Origin of the sequence: Pseudomonas sp., from assembly GCF_049590575.1 — a bacterium.
Taxonomy (GTDB): Bacteria; Pseudomonadota; Gammaproteobacteria; order Pseudomonadales; family Pseudomonadaceae; genus Aquipseudomonas.
Window position 1 is genome coordinate 23,097 of record NZ_JBAWDE010000105.1, and the last position, 13,517, is coordinate 36,613.

Genomic DNA, 13,517 nt, shown 5'->3' on the forward strand with positions numbered 1-13,517 from the left:
TTGTCTATTGCAATGTGAGCGCTTGGGCTGGTAACAAGTGCAGCTACAAGCTTTCACATTGCGAGCCTTCCTCATAGTGTCAGAGTAAATGTTTGGAAATAAATTTCGATATCTCAATTATGGAAGTTTTCCCAGTAAACTCAAACTTCACCTTCCCCAGCGATGAAAAATAAATCTCCAACTCCGAATCCAGATCAAAGGTCCCGGACGTCTCCACCGAATACGCCACGATATTTTTGTACGGCAGCGAGGTGAAATCCTTCTTGCTGCCGGTGATCCCCTTCACGTTCACCGCGATGATGCGCTGGGTGGTGAACACCACACCGTCGCGCATGGATTTGTAAGCGTCGATGACTTGTTCGCCGTCGAGCAGCAGGGATGTAACGCGCTCGGCGTACTCGTTGTTTTGCTTGAGCTTGAAGAAGCCTTTGTTGTTGAAATCGATCATGTGCCTGCCCTTGGGTGAGTGGTGCGGTCGGTGTATGACGTTTTGCTCGCGGATCTGTATCTGACGCGCGCATTTTGAACGCCCTACCATGGCGTCCAAGCCTGCAATCTTGGCTAAATGTTTCGCGTCGACAGAACAACACTCCGGGAGCCAAACAATGCCTGAGCTGTCCAGCTGGCTGGCCTATGCGCTGATCTCACTTGGCATGGTGCTCACGCCCGGCCCAAACATGATTTACCTCATTTCGCGCTCGATATGCCAGGGGCGAACGGCCGGGTTTATTTCCCTGGGCGGCGTTGCGTTGGGGTTTGTGGTGTACATGCTGTGCGCGGCGTTGGGGATCACTGCACTGGTGATGGCGGTGCCTTTTGCCTACGACGTTTTGCGATTTGGCGGCGCGCTGTATCTGATTTACCTGGCCTGGCAGGCGATCAAACCGGGTGGTCGTTCGCCGTTCCAGGTGCAGACCCTGCCCCAGGACAGCCCGCGCAAGCTGTTCACCATGGGCCTGGTGACTAACCTGCTGAACCCCAAAGTGGCGGTGATGTATTTGTCGCTGCTGCCCCAATTCATCGACCCGAACGGCCATGGCAGTGTGCTGATGCAATCCCTGGTGCTGGGCTTCACGCAGATTCTCATCAGCGTGAGCGTCAACGCGGTGATAGCCACCCTGGCGGGGTCGATCGCGGTGTTTTTCATCACCCGGCCGGGTTGGCAGGTGGTGCAGCGCTGGTTGATGGGGTCGGTGTTGATGGGGCTGGCGGTGCGGATGGCGGTGGAAGGGCGGCGGTAGTTCAGCGCGCCATGACGTTGACGATCACATGCAGGATGAACGCCGGACCATAGCAAGGCTGGCCGTGTTCATCCTCGATCCGCCAGATGGACGTGACCGTGCAGGTTTCTCTGGGCGCAGCGAACTCCACAGTGATATGCACTGGCTGGCCGGGCAGGGTTTCGGTAATGGGGATTTGGTTGTTCAGACTACGCAGGTGCGTGTCCATCACCACCTCCAAGGGTGCGCCGGAGTCGGTGCGTCGGGCAATGACGTATTCGCCATCAACTCGCACCAATCGCCGGCCACGCCAAGGACGCGTGCCAAGCTTCTGGATTTCCCAGGTTTTTTCGAACACTTCACCGGGCAGCATCACCGTTTGGTCGGGGGTGGTGACGTCTGCGTTGAAGACGGCGATGTCGCTGGAGTCTTGCAGGCCGATGGCGCGGTTGGTGGTTGCCATTGAATAAGTATCGGCGGGTGCGCCAGCCAGGTCGGCGAAGTAGCGGAACAGCAGCAGCGGTGACACCTTGAGTGCCTTGGCGAGTTTGATCAGGGTGCGTACCGAGGGATCCTGAGAGGCGCCGCTGGCCAAGCCATACAGATAGGTCCGGGAAATGCCGGCTTCCTTGGCCAATATTGTCATGGATTTACCCAGCTCTCGACTGCGTCGGGCAATCAGCGCCCTGAGTGTGTCCCGCGTTCTTATCGTCATGCCCCACCTTTGTTCATCAAAAAAGACAACCCGTTCGCCGCTGCATGTAATGGGCCATGCACACTGAAATACAGCCGCCAGTGTCGTCGTTTCTTGCAGGCTTGCGAGTGTTGCATTCTTTTACATCTGTGGTGAAAGGTAGCCATGACATCTTATTTCATCGAGGGCTTGGTGCTTGGCATTGGACTCTTCGCCGCCCCCGGACCCAAAGACACCTTAGTCATCCGCCAAGCTGTCAGCCGCGGTCCTATCTGGGCCGTAGTCGCAGTCTGCGTAGTTGCCGATATCCTGTTGATCGCACTGGGCATCACCGGGTTAGGGTCGCTTTTGGAAAGTCGGCCAAAACTGGTGGCGCTGTTACTATTTTCCGGCGCGGCGTATCTGCTTTGGTTCGGTAGCCAGCGCCTGTTGGCATGCCTTCGGGACCAATCCATGCCGGACACCGGGGGCCGTCACTCGCAACGTGGGCTGTTGCGCACAGCCGCCGTCCTGGGCTTCGCCAACCCTTACGCATGGCTCGATACCGTGGTGCTGATCGGCTCCATTGGCGCAGCCAAGCCCACGAGCCAACAAGTGTTCTTCGCAACGGGCGCCATGACCGCGTCGTTGTTATGGTTTGTAGTATTGGCGTTGGGGTGTCAGCGGTTAACCAGGCTATTTCGAGCGCCGGCAGTGTGGCGCTGGCTGGATGCGGGAGTGGCGGTGCTGATGGTGTATCTCGCCGGAATGCTGATCACCGATTCATTGGATATCTTTCAGGTAATCCTTAAGGCTGGTTAGCGGCACCTGCAGTTCATCAAGCTGCTCCACATTGCGCACACCAGTTGCTAACCGTTGCAGCTCGCGCCCCATCACCGTGTCGGGCCCGCCCAATGCTTCAAGTGCCTGATCAACACATTCCGCCAGTTTGGATTGAATCACCGTCAAATCCCCCTGGCGCACCAGCAACCCAAACACTTCCCGCTCATAGCCGTCCATCACCAAGTCATCGCGCAAAACCGGGCTGCCGCCGTCCGTCTCGTGCACCAGCTTCAGTGCAAAGAGCGCAACCGCTTCCAGCGTCAATTCCATGGTTTCGGTTCCTCGGGCTTTGGGGGGAGGGCGATGATCACTGTTCTGCGTAGGAAAAAAAAGACCCGTTGCCGTGAACGTTGTGACCCAACGCGCATTTAGCGGTAGGCACAAGGAACGATATTAATTAGCCATGCTCCAACCCGCCGAGCCAGCGCACCCAGCGGGAGCATGGCTCAATCGAAAGGTTCTACTCACTTACAAGGACGCAAGCCCCCATGCAGACATCCCCCGCACAAACGCCCTCCGCCACCGGCGAACTGATCGCCAGTTTCCGCCACGGCAAAGGCTTCCTGATTTTCAGTCTGGTATTCGGCGTGGTGTTATTAGGCCTCGCCGGTTTTGTGCTGTACCTGGGCACGATCCTGCCACCCGGCAACGAGGGCCCGGTCAGCCTGCAGACGTCGCGTGGCATGGCCTTGAACTTCAGTAGCCCACAGACCTTGATTTACGCCACCAGCGCTTTGCTGGCCGTGCTCGCGCTGGGTGTGTTTGCGGCCTACGTCTGGCACAAAAAGCTGCGCGCGCCGCGTTACAACGTGTTTGAGCACGGCATCGAGCGCATCATCAACGAACAGCGCGACTACACGGCCTTTGCCGATATCGAAGACCTGTACCTGTTCGGCTCCGGGCAAACCGTGATGACCGGCATGATCACCAACCTGGCTTACCGCCGTAATGCCACGGAGCCGTTTCACCGGGTGATTGAAACCCTCAAGGGTTTTTACGAATTCCAGCAGCTGGTGCGTGAACTGCACGTGCGCGCCCGCATGCCGGCGGTGGTCGCGACGCTGGAGATGGGCGGCGCAGTGACCTTCAACTGCATCAGCTCGGGGCAAGTCTGGGGCAAACGCATGAGCGGCAACTTCCTGAAAATCACCACCTCGCCGATTCTGGTCAGCCGCGCATTCCTGGACTACCAGGGCCGCAAAGTGCCGATGTCATCGCTGCGCAGCGTCGACCTCAACGCCTGGACCGAAAAAGTCGTGATCAAGGACGAGAACGGCAAAGCCGTATTGTCGACCATCGCCACCGGCATCCTCAGCCACGACCTGTTCCTCAATACCCTCGATGCCGTATTCGCCGCTGAAGAACAAGCGCGCGAGCCGGCAGCGTTATAAGGAGGATCAAACGATGATCTATCGCGGCGCAGGCTGGCTGACCTTGTTTACACCGGTGGCCATGGTGCTGCTGTTGATGTGGCTGTGGCCCGACCCCAGCGTCAAACCCGGCAACACATCGCTGATGCAAGTGTTGATCGGCTTCGGGGCGGGGTCGGCGGTCAATACCGTGCTGGGTTTTGTACTGAATCGACGGCCGCACGCGGATGGGGTGCGGCATCACTTCTTCTTCATGCCGATGCAGTGGCCGGCGCTGGTGATCACGCTTGTCTGCGCGCTGATCGCCCTGCTGAAATAACCCTACCGGCCGCTCGGCAAGGGCGGCCGGGTCTCGACCTGTTCGAGGCTTACGCGGTAAGTGGTGTAAGTGTCGCCGTCTTCCAGGTAGAGATCGCTTCGATACCTCTGGACTGCGCCTTTGAGCTTGATGTGTAGGCCGTTGGGGGCTGGTTGGATCACCACATCTTTCAAGTCAGTGTCCGACACCAGAAATGGCGGCTTCTTGCCCAGGCGTACCTTCATCGTTTCATCATTCCTACCGCCGCCATCGTCGATGTAGAACCTCAGACTTTTCGGCTCATCGGGGTTCCTGGCATCCTGGACGATGTAGATTGACTGGCCGGGGATGAAGTCTTGTTTCAGGACGATTTCTGAGGGTAGCGCAGGCTTGTTTGCGAAGGCGTAGATGAACAGCGCTGCGACGCCGAGCAGCAGGGTCCAGCCAAGGTACTTTTTGAGGCGGGGACGAAGGCTTTGTGGTTCAGTCATCGCAGCCGCTGTCCGGCTCGACGTGCCGTGGGGTATCACCGGCTTGAAGGGTGGCATGAGCGGGCTGTTCCTGCTTAGGTGTTGGCTGTGAGGATTTAATGTGTGCCAGTGCTAGCCCTCAATAGATTTAAAGGGAATGCGTTATGAGCATAATTGATGATTTGAAGATTAGGTATCCAGAAGCTATCGCATGGTCGTTTGGGGATACTCCAGAAATGGCAGATGAGCTGGCTGAACTTGTTGTCAAAGGCAAAAAAACGGCCGCATGCAGCTCGCTCTCTTCATTCAAACTCGAAGATGAATCATCATCTATTGGTGGTTACAGCATCATCCTCAACAGTAAGAACGAACCCGTATGTGTGATTAGGGTTACTTCGATGCGTATAGTTCGTTACTGCGACGTAGATCAAGATTTTGCAAGGAAGGAGGGTGAAGGGGATCTTAGCCTCAGGTACTGGATGGAGGGGCATAAAGAATTTTTTCAAAGAGAAGGCATGTTCGACGAGGCTATGGAACTTGTCGCAGAAGAATTTGAGTTGGTGAAAGTGTTGTAAGAGACAAGCGCAGTCTATTGCGCCTGGACCGCACATTATTCCGGCGAGATGGGAAGACCGTGGTGCATGATTTGGCGCATGGAGTATTGCCAAATGGGGTGACTGGACAGGCTGATTAGGGTGATGTGTAGGCAGGTCTTTTTTGATGTGTTGGGGCTGGCGCTGTCGCAGGTAAGCCAGCTCACACAATGGAACGTGTTTTAGATGGGTGTGTGCAGTGAGCAGTAATTCCGCCGACCAGCCACTTTTCTATAGGTGAAAAAAAGACCTTGAATTTCAAGGTTTTTTTTAAGAAGGTGCCGAGGGAGACCATAAGGAACCACGTAACTCGCGGCGTGTATCACCATTTTATCGTATAGGGATACAAATGGGGATACACGTCGGCGACTGCTGTAGCCGATCAAATAATCTTGGTGTGGCGGTTGTAGATGGGGAGTGAGACGCTTAAAAAATATTTTTTGTCAGCCATTCAGCACCTTGTATCAGCTCTTCAGCTTGTTCCTTCGTCGGTTCGACGTCCTTTTTGTGCGAACACAGGTTGCGGAGATCGGCCAAGAATGAAATTTTTCGCCATACGGCAACGTCAATCACACCAGCAGCTTTTAATGGTTCGTTCAAATCAGCGATTGTGGGATGCTTCTTTGCGATCTTTATGGAGTGAGCATTGGCGACTTTTTGAAGGTGTCCTTCAATTACTACACCCATCAGCGCACCTGCCGCTCGTGGACTGATTTTTGCGAGTTGAGCGGCGATTACGAGCTCACCATCCTGCAGCTCCGCATAGAGCTCGCTCTCAATGTTGGAAATTACGGAGTCAATGCGTGCTTCTAAGGAGCTGAGGATCGTTAGCTGATTTATGAAGCAAGTCAGCACTCGAGTCTTAGAATCATCAGTGTCAAAATTCCCAGGTGAAACGCCTTTCATGAAGTCTTGGATCACGTAGGTGGCTAGTCCAAAACTTTTTCTTTTCGGATCAATTTCGTAGTAACCCTTGAATTCCGCTTGTCGATCCGGCGCGAGCGCTCCAACAGCCCTCACTGATTTTGAGTACCAAATTTGATAGCTACCACGGAAATCCTCTGCCTCCTCTTTACTGAATTTCCTCGCTAGCTCGTAACCTTCCGAAGCCAACTCTAAAAGCTCCTTGCGAATCCGTTCACGTTTAGTCATGGGGTTCGTCACCATTATTTAGTGGGTAAATCTGACTGGATACACTAGTTATCGGGGACAACGCTAGGAGCAAAATGGCTAAACATCAGAATGACATGCCCGAGCAGTCATCGATATGACTCACCCTCTTGAAAACTCGCTGGGGACCCTGGAGCTCCTTGGGCTACACGGGGCATGAAACCCGCGGGATCGAGTTAGTGGGAGGTGGCGGAAGTTACTGAAATTTCAATCGTTGAAATTGAAAGGATCTTGAAGAAAAAGGACCATCGTTACCGCTTCGGTAAAGGTGGCTTTGTCTGTTGCTGATAGTGAACACCTGCATGGCGTCAACCAGGGTGATGGCTGTCAACCACGTCAACCTGTCAACCGACTTAAAAAATCCAGCCGCTAACACGAACGCGCGGGTTTTATGCCCGTACCTTCAAGAATGCTCCAGGGTCCCCACTATCGAACCAAAGCCAAGAGCATGACCCACCTCGCTTCGCTGGAGGAACAATACTAATGGGGCTAGGGGGATGCCCTAATAAAACCGTGTTACGGGTGTTACGAGTATTACGTAAGTCAGTAAGTATATGATTTTAAATGATTTATTTGGCGTTACACAGCTGTGACTGGTTTGCCGATATGCGTGTTACATGGCAAGTAGGTGTTACATCAATGAATGCTCTGGGAGGAGCGGTTTGTGATGATTAAGGCGATCGTCATCGGACTAGAGCCCTTCGCTTAGAAGGGCCGCTGCGGCCAATACCGGTCAGTCGACTGTCTACAGAATCCGAGGTAACCCAGTCTGCAGAAAAAATCGTCGAGAAATTTTCCTTGGCCAACTCCTTCTTGGGAACAGCAGATCACCGCCGATATTGCCCAATCAGGTAAAGTGGCTAATCGTGGCAGGCGCATTGGGTCGCTTACTCAGATTCGAAGGAACGGAGCTAAAAATAATGATCATCCAATGCGCAAAATGTCGACAATACGTTGAGGCAGAAGAGACAGGCGGATACTGGCGTGGATTTGAGGGCAAAGAACCCTCTTGCCGCTACACGTTGCTATCATGCACGGCTTGCAGATCTCCCATACTTGTGCGACAGACAAATATCGGAAACATGGCAGAAGGCGATAAATGGGATACCCCATTCGTTGTCTTCCCCCAAACCGATGTTCGAGTCAACCCAAATGCTCCCAAGGAGATCCGCGCTGCCTTCGAGGAAGCTTGCGCATGTTATCGGTCTCATGCCTATACAGCATCCGCGATTATGTGCCGCAAGACCATTGAAGGTGTATGCGCAGAGCATGGCGTTGCGGAGCGAAACCTCAGCCTTTCCTTGAAGAAGATGAAGGAGGTTGGCCTCATCGACGAGCGGCTATTTGAGTGGTCTGATGCATTGCGGATCGTTGGCAATGAAGCCGCCCATGGAGTTGGTGTTTCCATCGCCCAGCCAGACGCGAGAGACACCATTGAATTCACGAATGCAATTCTCGACTACATGTTCTCGTACCGAGATCGTTTTGAACAATTCAAGAAGCGGCGGGCCAGTGACGCCTAACTCTGCGAAGTGCGTTTACCGACATGATAGTTGAATAGTCGCATGCTTCCGGGCATCCGCCAGGACTGCTTTGGATCGTTTTCAGTCGGACGCGATAGGCGGAATACGGGCGGAAGCGGCCTGACTTACCTGACTCGCCCCCCCTCTCACTGCTTTTAAGGTCAGTCACCTTTTTTGTGTTTGTGTACTTCCAGATCAGGATGTTTGGGTTTGTTTTCTTCAGTTACACGACGGCGCTGGTCCTTTTTGCCCGTGGATTCAGCGATCGGTTTGGGGCCGGGTTTAATACTCATGTGGTCAACTCCTTCGATTGATAACGGGGTCTCTGAGTAAAGCCGTACGCATGGACATTGACGCTACGGGGCGACCAACTCGGCAAGCTTGGCAGCGATATCTGCAAACGTATCTTCAGCAGTGCTCAGGCCGCTTCTCGAACCGAGTAGAGGACTGACTTCGCGCAGCGATTCGTATGTTGTGTCGTGAATGATGGGAACTAGCAGATCCCTTGCCAGCAGCGCGGAAAGCTCTTTGTCAGCGATGCCTTCGGCTGCTAAGCGGCGCAGCAAAGCAGGGGTCACCAGCACAATTCCTACTCGAGACTTAGCCAATCCCTTATCAATTTCGCGCAGTAACGAAGAGCCTAGAAGGACATCTTTCTCGCTGAACCAAACGGAAACACCGAGCGACTCGAGTACATCATGCAGCTCCTTCGCGGATCCTTTCCGGTCGTCCCATGCGTGACAAAGAAAGACGTCACGTAAATCAGGTACTGTCGCACGCCTCTCGACGTTTTCGCGTACCGGCGTGAGCGTTCGTACCTCGGCGGTGGTGTAGGCCACAGAGGATCCGGGTTTGGACCAGCGCGGCTTTACACTGCTGGATGAACCGCCGCCACTGCGACCACCGCCGCCATGAGGCGGGGACGAATAGGATGGTGTGTAGGATGAATACGATCGCGATCCGTACCCGCTATATCCGTTGCCACATGCGGGACATGCTGCTCTTGCGCTTGCCGAACGATGACCATGTACCGGTGCTGTACATCTAGACATGTCTTAACCCTTCCGTTTGTAGCTGCTCGCCCAAAAGACTATTAAGCAACTGCTGTACCGTGCCATCAGCTTTTGAAAACACCGCAGCCCATCGTTATTGGCTCGAAATCAACCTGCGTTTCAGGTCGTGATTCCAATATGCTGGCACGAAGGGTAGCCCATAGCGCGAATTCTGCTAGCAGGCGTAGCGTGAATGTTCGCTAGCGGCTTCCGTTACAAATGCCGCTATGGTCTAGAGTTAATTATCATAGCGGTAAGCTCTCGACCCAGGGTTCAGGTCCCTGACGTTCAACGGCTCCGCCATCGATGCCGTTGTTCAATCGACCAACGTTACTTTTTTGAATCAGAACACCGCGACCAAATACATGCTCATCAAGGCGGAGCGCCGCATGAAAGACCGGGACGAGATGAAACCGAGCACTTCGACTGCCAGCTTCTCGAAGCTATTGAACGCTTGCAATCCGGGGAGTAACTCATCCTGACGGTTTGTTGCATTCGACACGGACTATCTATATTGGGTAGTTTTCTGTGTAACGCGACTGGCAGAGAAGGCCAGAGGCGGACGTTCGCTGTGAGGGGCAATATAGCATTGGTGCAAGCTTTAAGCGTACAGTTATGTAGCGTGGCTTCGTTTGAGCATTTTAAGAAAATTCCCAAAATGTTCTAAATTTTCGCACAATATGTACATGTGTAGACTTAAGGTCTCACAAATCTAATTGAAGCTAACCGTATATGAGCAGTAGGCATAGAGAGTAAAAAATGTGATTGAACGACTTAAGGTTTTGGTAAGTTCCAAGTCTTGGTTTTGGAAAGCACGAGCATGGCTAGGAAAAATTGTTTTTTTCTTTGATCGAAGCTCGTACAAGATGAATGTTTCAGTCACCGGGTCAATAGAAAATGCACGAGTTTCAGGTTCCATTGCGTGGATTGGAGTCAAAAGCCTTTTTTGGGTAGTTTCAATTTTGGCGCTGTTGAATTATGTTGAGGTCCAATTTAGAGATAGTCAGCTTTGGCTGCCGCCGTTAAGTGATAAGAATAAGATTTTTATAATCGAGCAGCTTAGGCTGTATGCCCAAATGCTTACTGCAATATTCTCGATCTATTTCGCGACAACTGGAATCATATTGAGTGCCGGTTACACCAGGCTTCGCCGAGACATCATACAAATGCTCACTAACGAACAAGTGGGCAGTCTCTATTCTCGAATTTTAGTACTGTCAACGATTTTCTGCCTGATAGCTACCACATTTCCTTTATTTGGATACGAACCTGGCCTATTCATTTATATAGTAGGTACCGGCTTGACTTTACTCAGTGCTTTGGCACTGTTTCCCTTGGGTCAGAGGTTATTTAATTTTTTTGATCTCAATGTTTTGGCTCGTAGCGAAATACTCCCGAACATTGTTCGCCACATTCAAGGTGCAGCAAGTCCTCGGACTTCGATATCTCTAGCCAATCATCACTCGCGGGCGGCGCAGAAGGCGCTTGAGCAACTTTCTTATATTGATGTTCGTGTCAAAGTAGGAAAGGAGAGTTTAGAAGACACTCTGCCCGCACTAAGCGAATGCTATGCGGCGTTACTGCTGTATTACCTTCAGCAAAAACACACAATCAACCCAAATAGCTACTGGTTTCCGAGACGAATAAAACACAAACAATGGTTTTTAGCTGGGGATAGCACGACGTCTATGGCTCTTCGATCGAGCAACCAACAAGTTCTAATTGAGGAAAAAACCGATCATCAATGGCTAGAAAACGAAATCGTGGACAGATTAGCAGGCCACCTGGAGTTCGCGTTTCGGGCCGGTGACTTCGATCTCGCCTTGAAACTTCTCGCTCGCTTTTCGAACCGTATATCGGGTTATGCGCATCGTTTTCACTTCGATATAGGCATGCAGGAGATAATAAAATTTAAGGAGATCATTGAATCTACTCTGTCCTCATCGGACGTAACAATGGATGATGAATCAGTGAAAAAAAGAGTTGTTATAGCAGATACGTGGGCTGCGTTGGGGAGCAGTCTTTGTTTAGAAACACTACGCCGAATGGTGACCTTTGAGAAAGAGTTGAAACAGTTTTTTGAGGCGGACGTATGGAGCGAGAGGTCGTTGCGTCGTCTGCCAGCTTTTATGCAAGTGGAGCTTGGCTTTATCATCGAACGCATCGAATTTGAGCGTGAGATTGAAGGTCATCGACTATCTAAGCCCAAATATGTCCAGCAGTTGGCCATTCAAAAGTTATTAAAGCATTACGCAGAAGTTCTGCCTGCTATATGCAATTTTTATCAAAATTTGATTCCAGGTTTTGTGGGGTCGATGACAAAGTTGAAATTGTTCGAGGCTGCAACTCAGGTTGTTCTAGCAAGCTTGCATAGTCATTCGAAACTACCACGTTGGTTTGACGATCTTACACAACTTATGGGTCTATATTATGATTATGGGCACTATACTGAAGAGCAATACAAGCTGCCTGAGATAAATACTGCCGAGATGGCAGAGCAGCTTGCCTCTTCACGAGATGAGGCCCTTGCCTGGCTCGGCAATGAAGCTATGGTCGGAAACATTTTTACATCAAAAGATAACGATGAAATGCCAGATCATTTTGGGCAGATTTATTTTGAACTGGGCGAAGCATGTATAATTGCGCTTGAGCAAAACAATGAAAGTAAGTTGGAAAAGGTTCTCCCAATGTTTATGTCTCTTACGTTACTTGTGGCGGATACGAAATTTAGAGATTCTTCAATGAAAGTAAGCGACGAGTACCGGCTTCATCTATTTTCAACTGTAATCATTGATTTGGCCTCGGTATTAGGGTACGCCATCCTTTACGATGCATATTTCAATAATGAGAGCTTATCGAAAGACGCACTCGCCAAATTTGAAACTTGGATCTCTCGAGCTGCCGACAAGCAACAATACCTAAAAAGAATGTTGCTTCTTTCAGACCCGTTCAGCTTTAGCGCAAGTGCCTCGCCGCGTGACTTAATCCGCATAAACTGGAAAACGTCGTTCGAACATCGTGCGAGAAACGACGGTTTTGGAGACCAGATGAGTATGACGCGAGGGAAGCCGCATCCAAACAAAATAGTGAGGGATTTCTTACAGTCAAACTGTGATGCATCTCATCTTTTTTTTGCAAAACACGTTCTTCCCCAGCTTGAGCCAATTGACTTCAAAGTAAGCCATTGGATAACTTCCCTAGCACAACAACTGCGCGAAGATGACGAGGTGCAACATGAGGGTTTTTAAGGCTGAGCCTTCATATTGGCAATATATTCCTGATAAGCAGCTTGGATTAATAGACAATATTTTTTTTAATCGAATACGGCAGAATGTAGGCTTTCATCGCCGAATGTTTGATGAGGATTTTGCTAGGTTGTTTCGCTCGAAGAATCGTCGAGGCGTCAAGCTATTCGAGATCGTGACGAACGACGATAGTGTCGCGCAAAAGCTCCTTGGCAGCGTTAATACCAGACACGCTCCACGTTCGGTAGACGAAACAGTACGCGAATTAGTGAGCGAAATAGCACAAACCCTAATTTGGCATGGAAAAGCGTATTACTTTCTTCACGAAGATAATGATCAGAAAGAAATTCACATAGTTTCTTTGAGTTCAGTCGGCATCATGCGACTCTTTGGTAAGCATTTCCAATGGGTTCCCAAACGGAGTGAGAGGCACTGGGATCGAGATAGCGAGGAGTTTCCACGAGAGTTACGCATATTAGATGAAACCAAAGTAATGCGCTTTGACATGCCAACATTATTGAAACGTGTGTTAGCTGCACAGAACAGAACGTTGGGAGTAATTGACAAATTTCAATTTAAGGCTGCCGACTTCCGTCGCCAAGCCACTTACGAGGATCCAAGCCCGATCAATCATTTCGATTTTCGTGTGTGGAGCGATATACAAGATCGCGCATTATATCGAGCCACTCGAATTACTGGTTGGAATTGTAGGAAGTTTGACTCTACAAAACGGTCGGATTTCTTCGATTGTCATCGACTAATACGGTTCCGGCGGAACCAAATTTTGTTAAGAGACGACATTTTGAAACAACTCAGCCGTGAGTTCTCCAGAATTGGAAAAAGTTATAGGGCGGATTTTAATATTGAAATATCGGGGACAAATGAGCTACAAAGTATCGCGCATTTCAACGAACTGGCAGCGAGGTTGATAGCCGAAAACGTGGGCTTCAATGAGGTCGTCAGTTATTGCTATGAACGCTGAACGTCCGGATCAAGCCCATGAATATCTGGGATAGGTTTTAGGGCTGTTATGATTAGTGGTCTCTAGCCGAAGCGGTTA

Annotated in this window: 15 protein-coding genes; 8 read left to right on the top strand and 7 right to left on the bottom strand. The window is 51.1% G+C overall.

Annotated features, from left to right (window positions below; all coding sequences use genetic code 11):
* Nucleotides 1-79: 79 nt before the first annotated feature.
* On the bottom strand, nucleotides 80-448 hold the full coding sequence (locus tag WBR57_RS08390; protein WP_424083434.1) for a PH domain-containing protein: 369 nt from the start codon (nucleotides 446-448) through the stop codon (nucleotides 80-82).
* A gap of 157 nt (nucleotides 449-605) precedes the next feature.
* Between WBR57_RS08390 and WBR57_RS08395 the strand changes: the two genes are divergently transcribed.
* Complete coding sequence (locus WBR57_RS08395) at nucleotides 606-1,241, top strand: LysE family translocator (RefSeq protein WP_424083435.1); 636 nt, start codon at nucleotides 606-608, stop codon at nucleotides 1,239-1,241.
* A 1-nt stretch (nucleotide 1,242) separates the two neighbouring features.
* On the opposite strand, the gene WBR57_RS08400 is transcribed toward WBR57_RS08395, so the two are convergent.
* Nucleotides 1,243-1,935, bottom strand: coding sequence for an NBR1-Ig-like domain-containing protein (locus WBR57_RS08400; RefSeq protein WP_424083436.1), 693 nt, complete (start codon nucleotides 1,933-1,935; stop codon nucleotides 1,243-1,245).
* 144 nt (nucleotides 1,936-2,079) lie between these two features.
* Between WBR57_RS08400 and WBR57_RS08405 the strand changes: the two genes are divergently transcribed.
* Entirely contained in the window at nucleotides 2,080-2,715 is a 636-nt protein-coding gene (locus WBR57_RS08405; RefSeq protein ID WP_424083437.1) for a LysE/ArgO family amino acid transporter, read from the top strand.
* On the opposite strand, the gene WBR57_RS08410 is transcribed toward WBR57_RS08405, so the two are convergent.
* The gene (locus tag WBR57_RS08410; RefSeq protein WP_424083438.1) at nucleotides 2,677-3,006 is read right to left on the bottom strand and encodes a hypothetical protein; all 330 of its coding nucleotides are present in this window, start codon (nucleotides 3,004-3,006) and stop codon (nucleotides 2,677-2,679) included. The genes WBR57_RS08405 and WBR57_RS08410 overlap by 39 nt on opposite strands.
* A 218-nt stretch (nucleotides 3,007-3,224) precedes the next feature.
* Here WBR57_RS08410 and WBR57_RS08415 point away from each other — a divergent pair, with 218 nt between their 5' ends.
* Together WBR57_RS08415 and WBR57_RS08420 are read left to right on the top strand one after the other, a co-directional pair.
* A complete protein-coding gene (locus WBR57_RS08415) occupies nucleotides 3,225-4,127 on the top strand; it encodes a hypothetical protein (RefSeq protein ID WP_424083439.1) in 903 nt (300 codons plus the stop codon).
* Nucleotides 4,128-4,140: 13 nt separating this feature from the next.
* Complete coding sequence (locus WBR57_RS08420) at nucleotides 4,141-4,425, top strand: hypothetical protein (RefSeq protein WP_424083440.1); 285 nt, start codon at nucleotides 4,141-4,143, stop codon at nucleotides 4,423-4,425.
* A gap of 2 nt (nucleotides 4,426-4,427) precedes the next feature.
* Here WBR57_RS08420 and WBR57_RS08425 read toward each other — a convergent pair whose 3' ends face one another.
* The gene (locus WBR57_RS08425) at nucleotides 4,428-4,952 is read right to left on the bottom strand and encodes a hypothetical protein (protein ID WP_424083441.1); all 525 of its coding nucleotides are present in this window, start codon (nucleotides 4,950-4,952) and stop codon (nucleotides 4,428-4,430) included.
* Between the two features lie 86 nt (nucleotides 4,953-5,038).
* On the opposite strand from WBR57_RS08425, the gene WBR57_RS08430 reads away from it, so the two are divergent.
* Nucleotides 5,039-5,449, top strand: coding sequence for an ASCH domain-containing protein (locus WBR57_RS08430; RefSeq protein ID WP_424083442.1), 411 nt, complete (start codon nucleotides 5,039-5,041; stop codon nucleotides 5,447-5,449).
* A 444-nt stretch (nucleotides 5,450-5,893) separates the two neighbouring features.
* Here WBR57_RS08430 and WBR57_RS08435 read toward each other — a convergent pair whose 3' ends face one another.
* Nucleotides 5,894-6,619, bottom strand: coding sequence for a DUF4145 domain-containing protein (locus tag WBR57_RS08435; protein ID WP_231808727.1), 726 nt, complete (start codon nucleotides 6,617-6,619; stop codon nucleotides 5,894-5,896).
* Between the two features lie 1,100 nt (nucleotides 6,620-7,719).
* Between WBR57_RS08435 and WBR57_RS08440 the strand changes: the two genes are divergently transcribed.
* Complete coding sequence (locus WBR57_RS08440) at nucleotides 7,720-8,160, top strand: DUF4145 domain-containing protein (protein ID WP_424083443.1); 441 nt, start codon at nucleotides 7,720-7,722, stop codon at nucleotides 8,158-8,160.
* A 161-nt stretch (nucleotides 8,161-8,321) separates the two neighbouring features.
* Here WBR57_RS08440 and WBR57_RS08445 read toward each other — a convergent pair whose 3' ends face one another.
* Nucleotides 8,322-8,453 (bottom strand): hypothetical protein, encoded by a 132-nt coding sequence (locus WBR57_RS08445; RefSeq protein WP_017337405.1) that lies wholly within the window; start codon nucleotides 8,451-8,453, stop codon nucleotides 8,322-8,324.
* Nucleotides 8,454-8,516: 63 nt separating this feature from the next.
* Nucleotides 8,517-8,999: a toll/interleukin-1 receptor domain-containing protein gene (locus WBR57_RS08450; protein ID WP_424083444.1), complete on the bottom strand. Its 483-nt coding sequence runs from the start codon at nucleotides 8,997-8,999 to the stop codon at nucleotides 8,517-8,519.
* A 974-nt stretch (nucleotides 9,000-9,973) separates the two neighbouring features.
* Between WBR57_RS08450 and WBR57_RS08455 the strand changes: the two genes are divergently transcribed.
* Entirely contained in the window at nucleotides 9,974-12,460 is a 2,487-nt protein-coding gene (locus WBR57_RS08455; protein ID WP_424083445.1) for a hypothetical protein, read from the top strand.
* A complete protein-coding gene (locus WBR57_RS08460) occupies nucleotides 12,447-13,439 on the top strand; it encodes a hypothetical protein (RefSeq protein ID WP_424083446.1) in 993 nt (330 codons plus the stop codon). The genes WBR57_RS08455 and WBR57_RS08460 overlap by 14 nt, the downstream gene beginning before the upstream one ends.
* Nucleotides 13,440-13,517 lie beyond the last annotated feature (78 nt).

What these genes read in the sequence shown, in the direction of transcription:
- WBR57_RS08390 (WP_424083434.1), bottom strand. Translation starts at nt 448, where the DNA reads ATGATCGATTTCAACAACAAAGGCTTCTTCAAGCTCAAGCAAAACAAC.
- WBR57_RS08395 (WP_424083435.1), top strand. Translation starts at nt 606, where the DNA reads ATGCCTGAGCTGTCCAGCTGGCTGGCCTATGCGCTGATCTCACTTGGC.
- WBR57_RS08400 (WP_424083436.1), bottom strand. Translation starts at nt 1,935, where the DNA reads ATGACGATAAGAACGCGGGACACACTCAGGGCGCTGATTGCCCGACGC.
- WBR57_RS08405 (WP_424083437.1), top strand. Translation starts at nt 2,080, where the DNA reads ATGACATCTTATTTCATCGAGGGCTTGGTGCTTGGCATTGGACTCTTC.
- WBR57_RS08410 (WP_424083438.1), bottom strand. Translation starts at nt 3,006, where the DNA reads ATGGAATTGACGCTGGAAGCGGTTGCGCTCTTTGCACTGAAGCTGGTG.
- WBR57_RS08415 (WP_424083439.1), top strand. Translation starts at nt 3,225, where the DNA reads ATGCAGACATCCCCCGCACAAACGCCCTCCGCCACCGGCGAACTGATC.
- WBR57_RS08420 (WP_424083440.1), top strand. Translation starts at nt 4,141, where the DNA reads ATGATCTATCGCGGCGCAGGCTGGCTGACCTTGTTTACACCGGTGGCC.
- WBR57_RS08425 (WP_424083441.1), bottom strand. Translation starts at nt 4,952, where the DNA reads ATGCCACCCTTCAAGCCGGTGATACCCCACGGCACGTCGAGCCGGACA.
- WBR57_RS08430 (WP_424083442.1), top strand. Translation starts at nt 5,039, where the DNA reads ATGAGCATAATTGATGATTTGAAGATTAGGTATCCAGAAGCTATCGCA.
- WBR57_RS08435 (WP_231808727.1), bottom strand. Translation starts at nt 6,619, where the DNA reads ATGACTAAACGTGAACGGATTCGCAAGGAGCTTTTAGAGTTGGCTTCG.
- WBR57_RS08440 (WP_424083443.1), top strand. Translation starts at nt 7,720, where the DNA reads ATGGCAGAAGGCGATAAATGGGATACCCCATTCGTTGTCTTCCCCCAA.
- WBR57_RS08445 (WP_017337405.1), bottom strand. Translation starts at nt 8,453, where the DNA reads ATGAGTATTAAACCCGGCCCCAAACCGATCGCTGAATCCACGGGCAAA.
- WBR57_RS08460 (WP_424083446.1), top strand. Translation starts at nt 12,447, where the DNA reads ATGAGGGTTTTTAAGGCTGAGCCTTCATATTGGCAATATATTCCTGAT.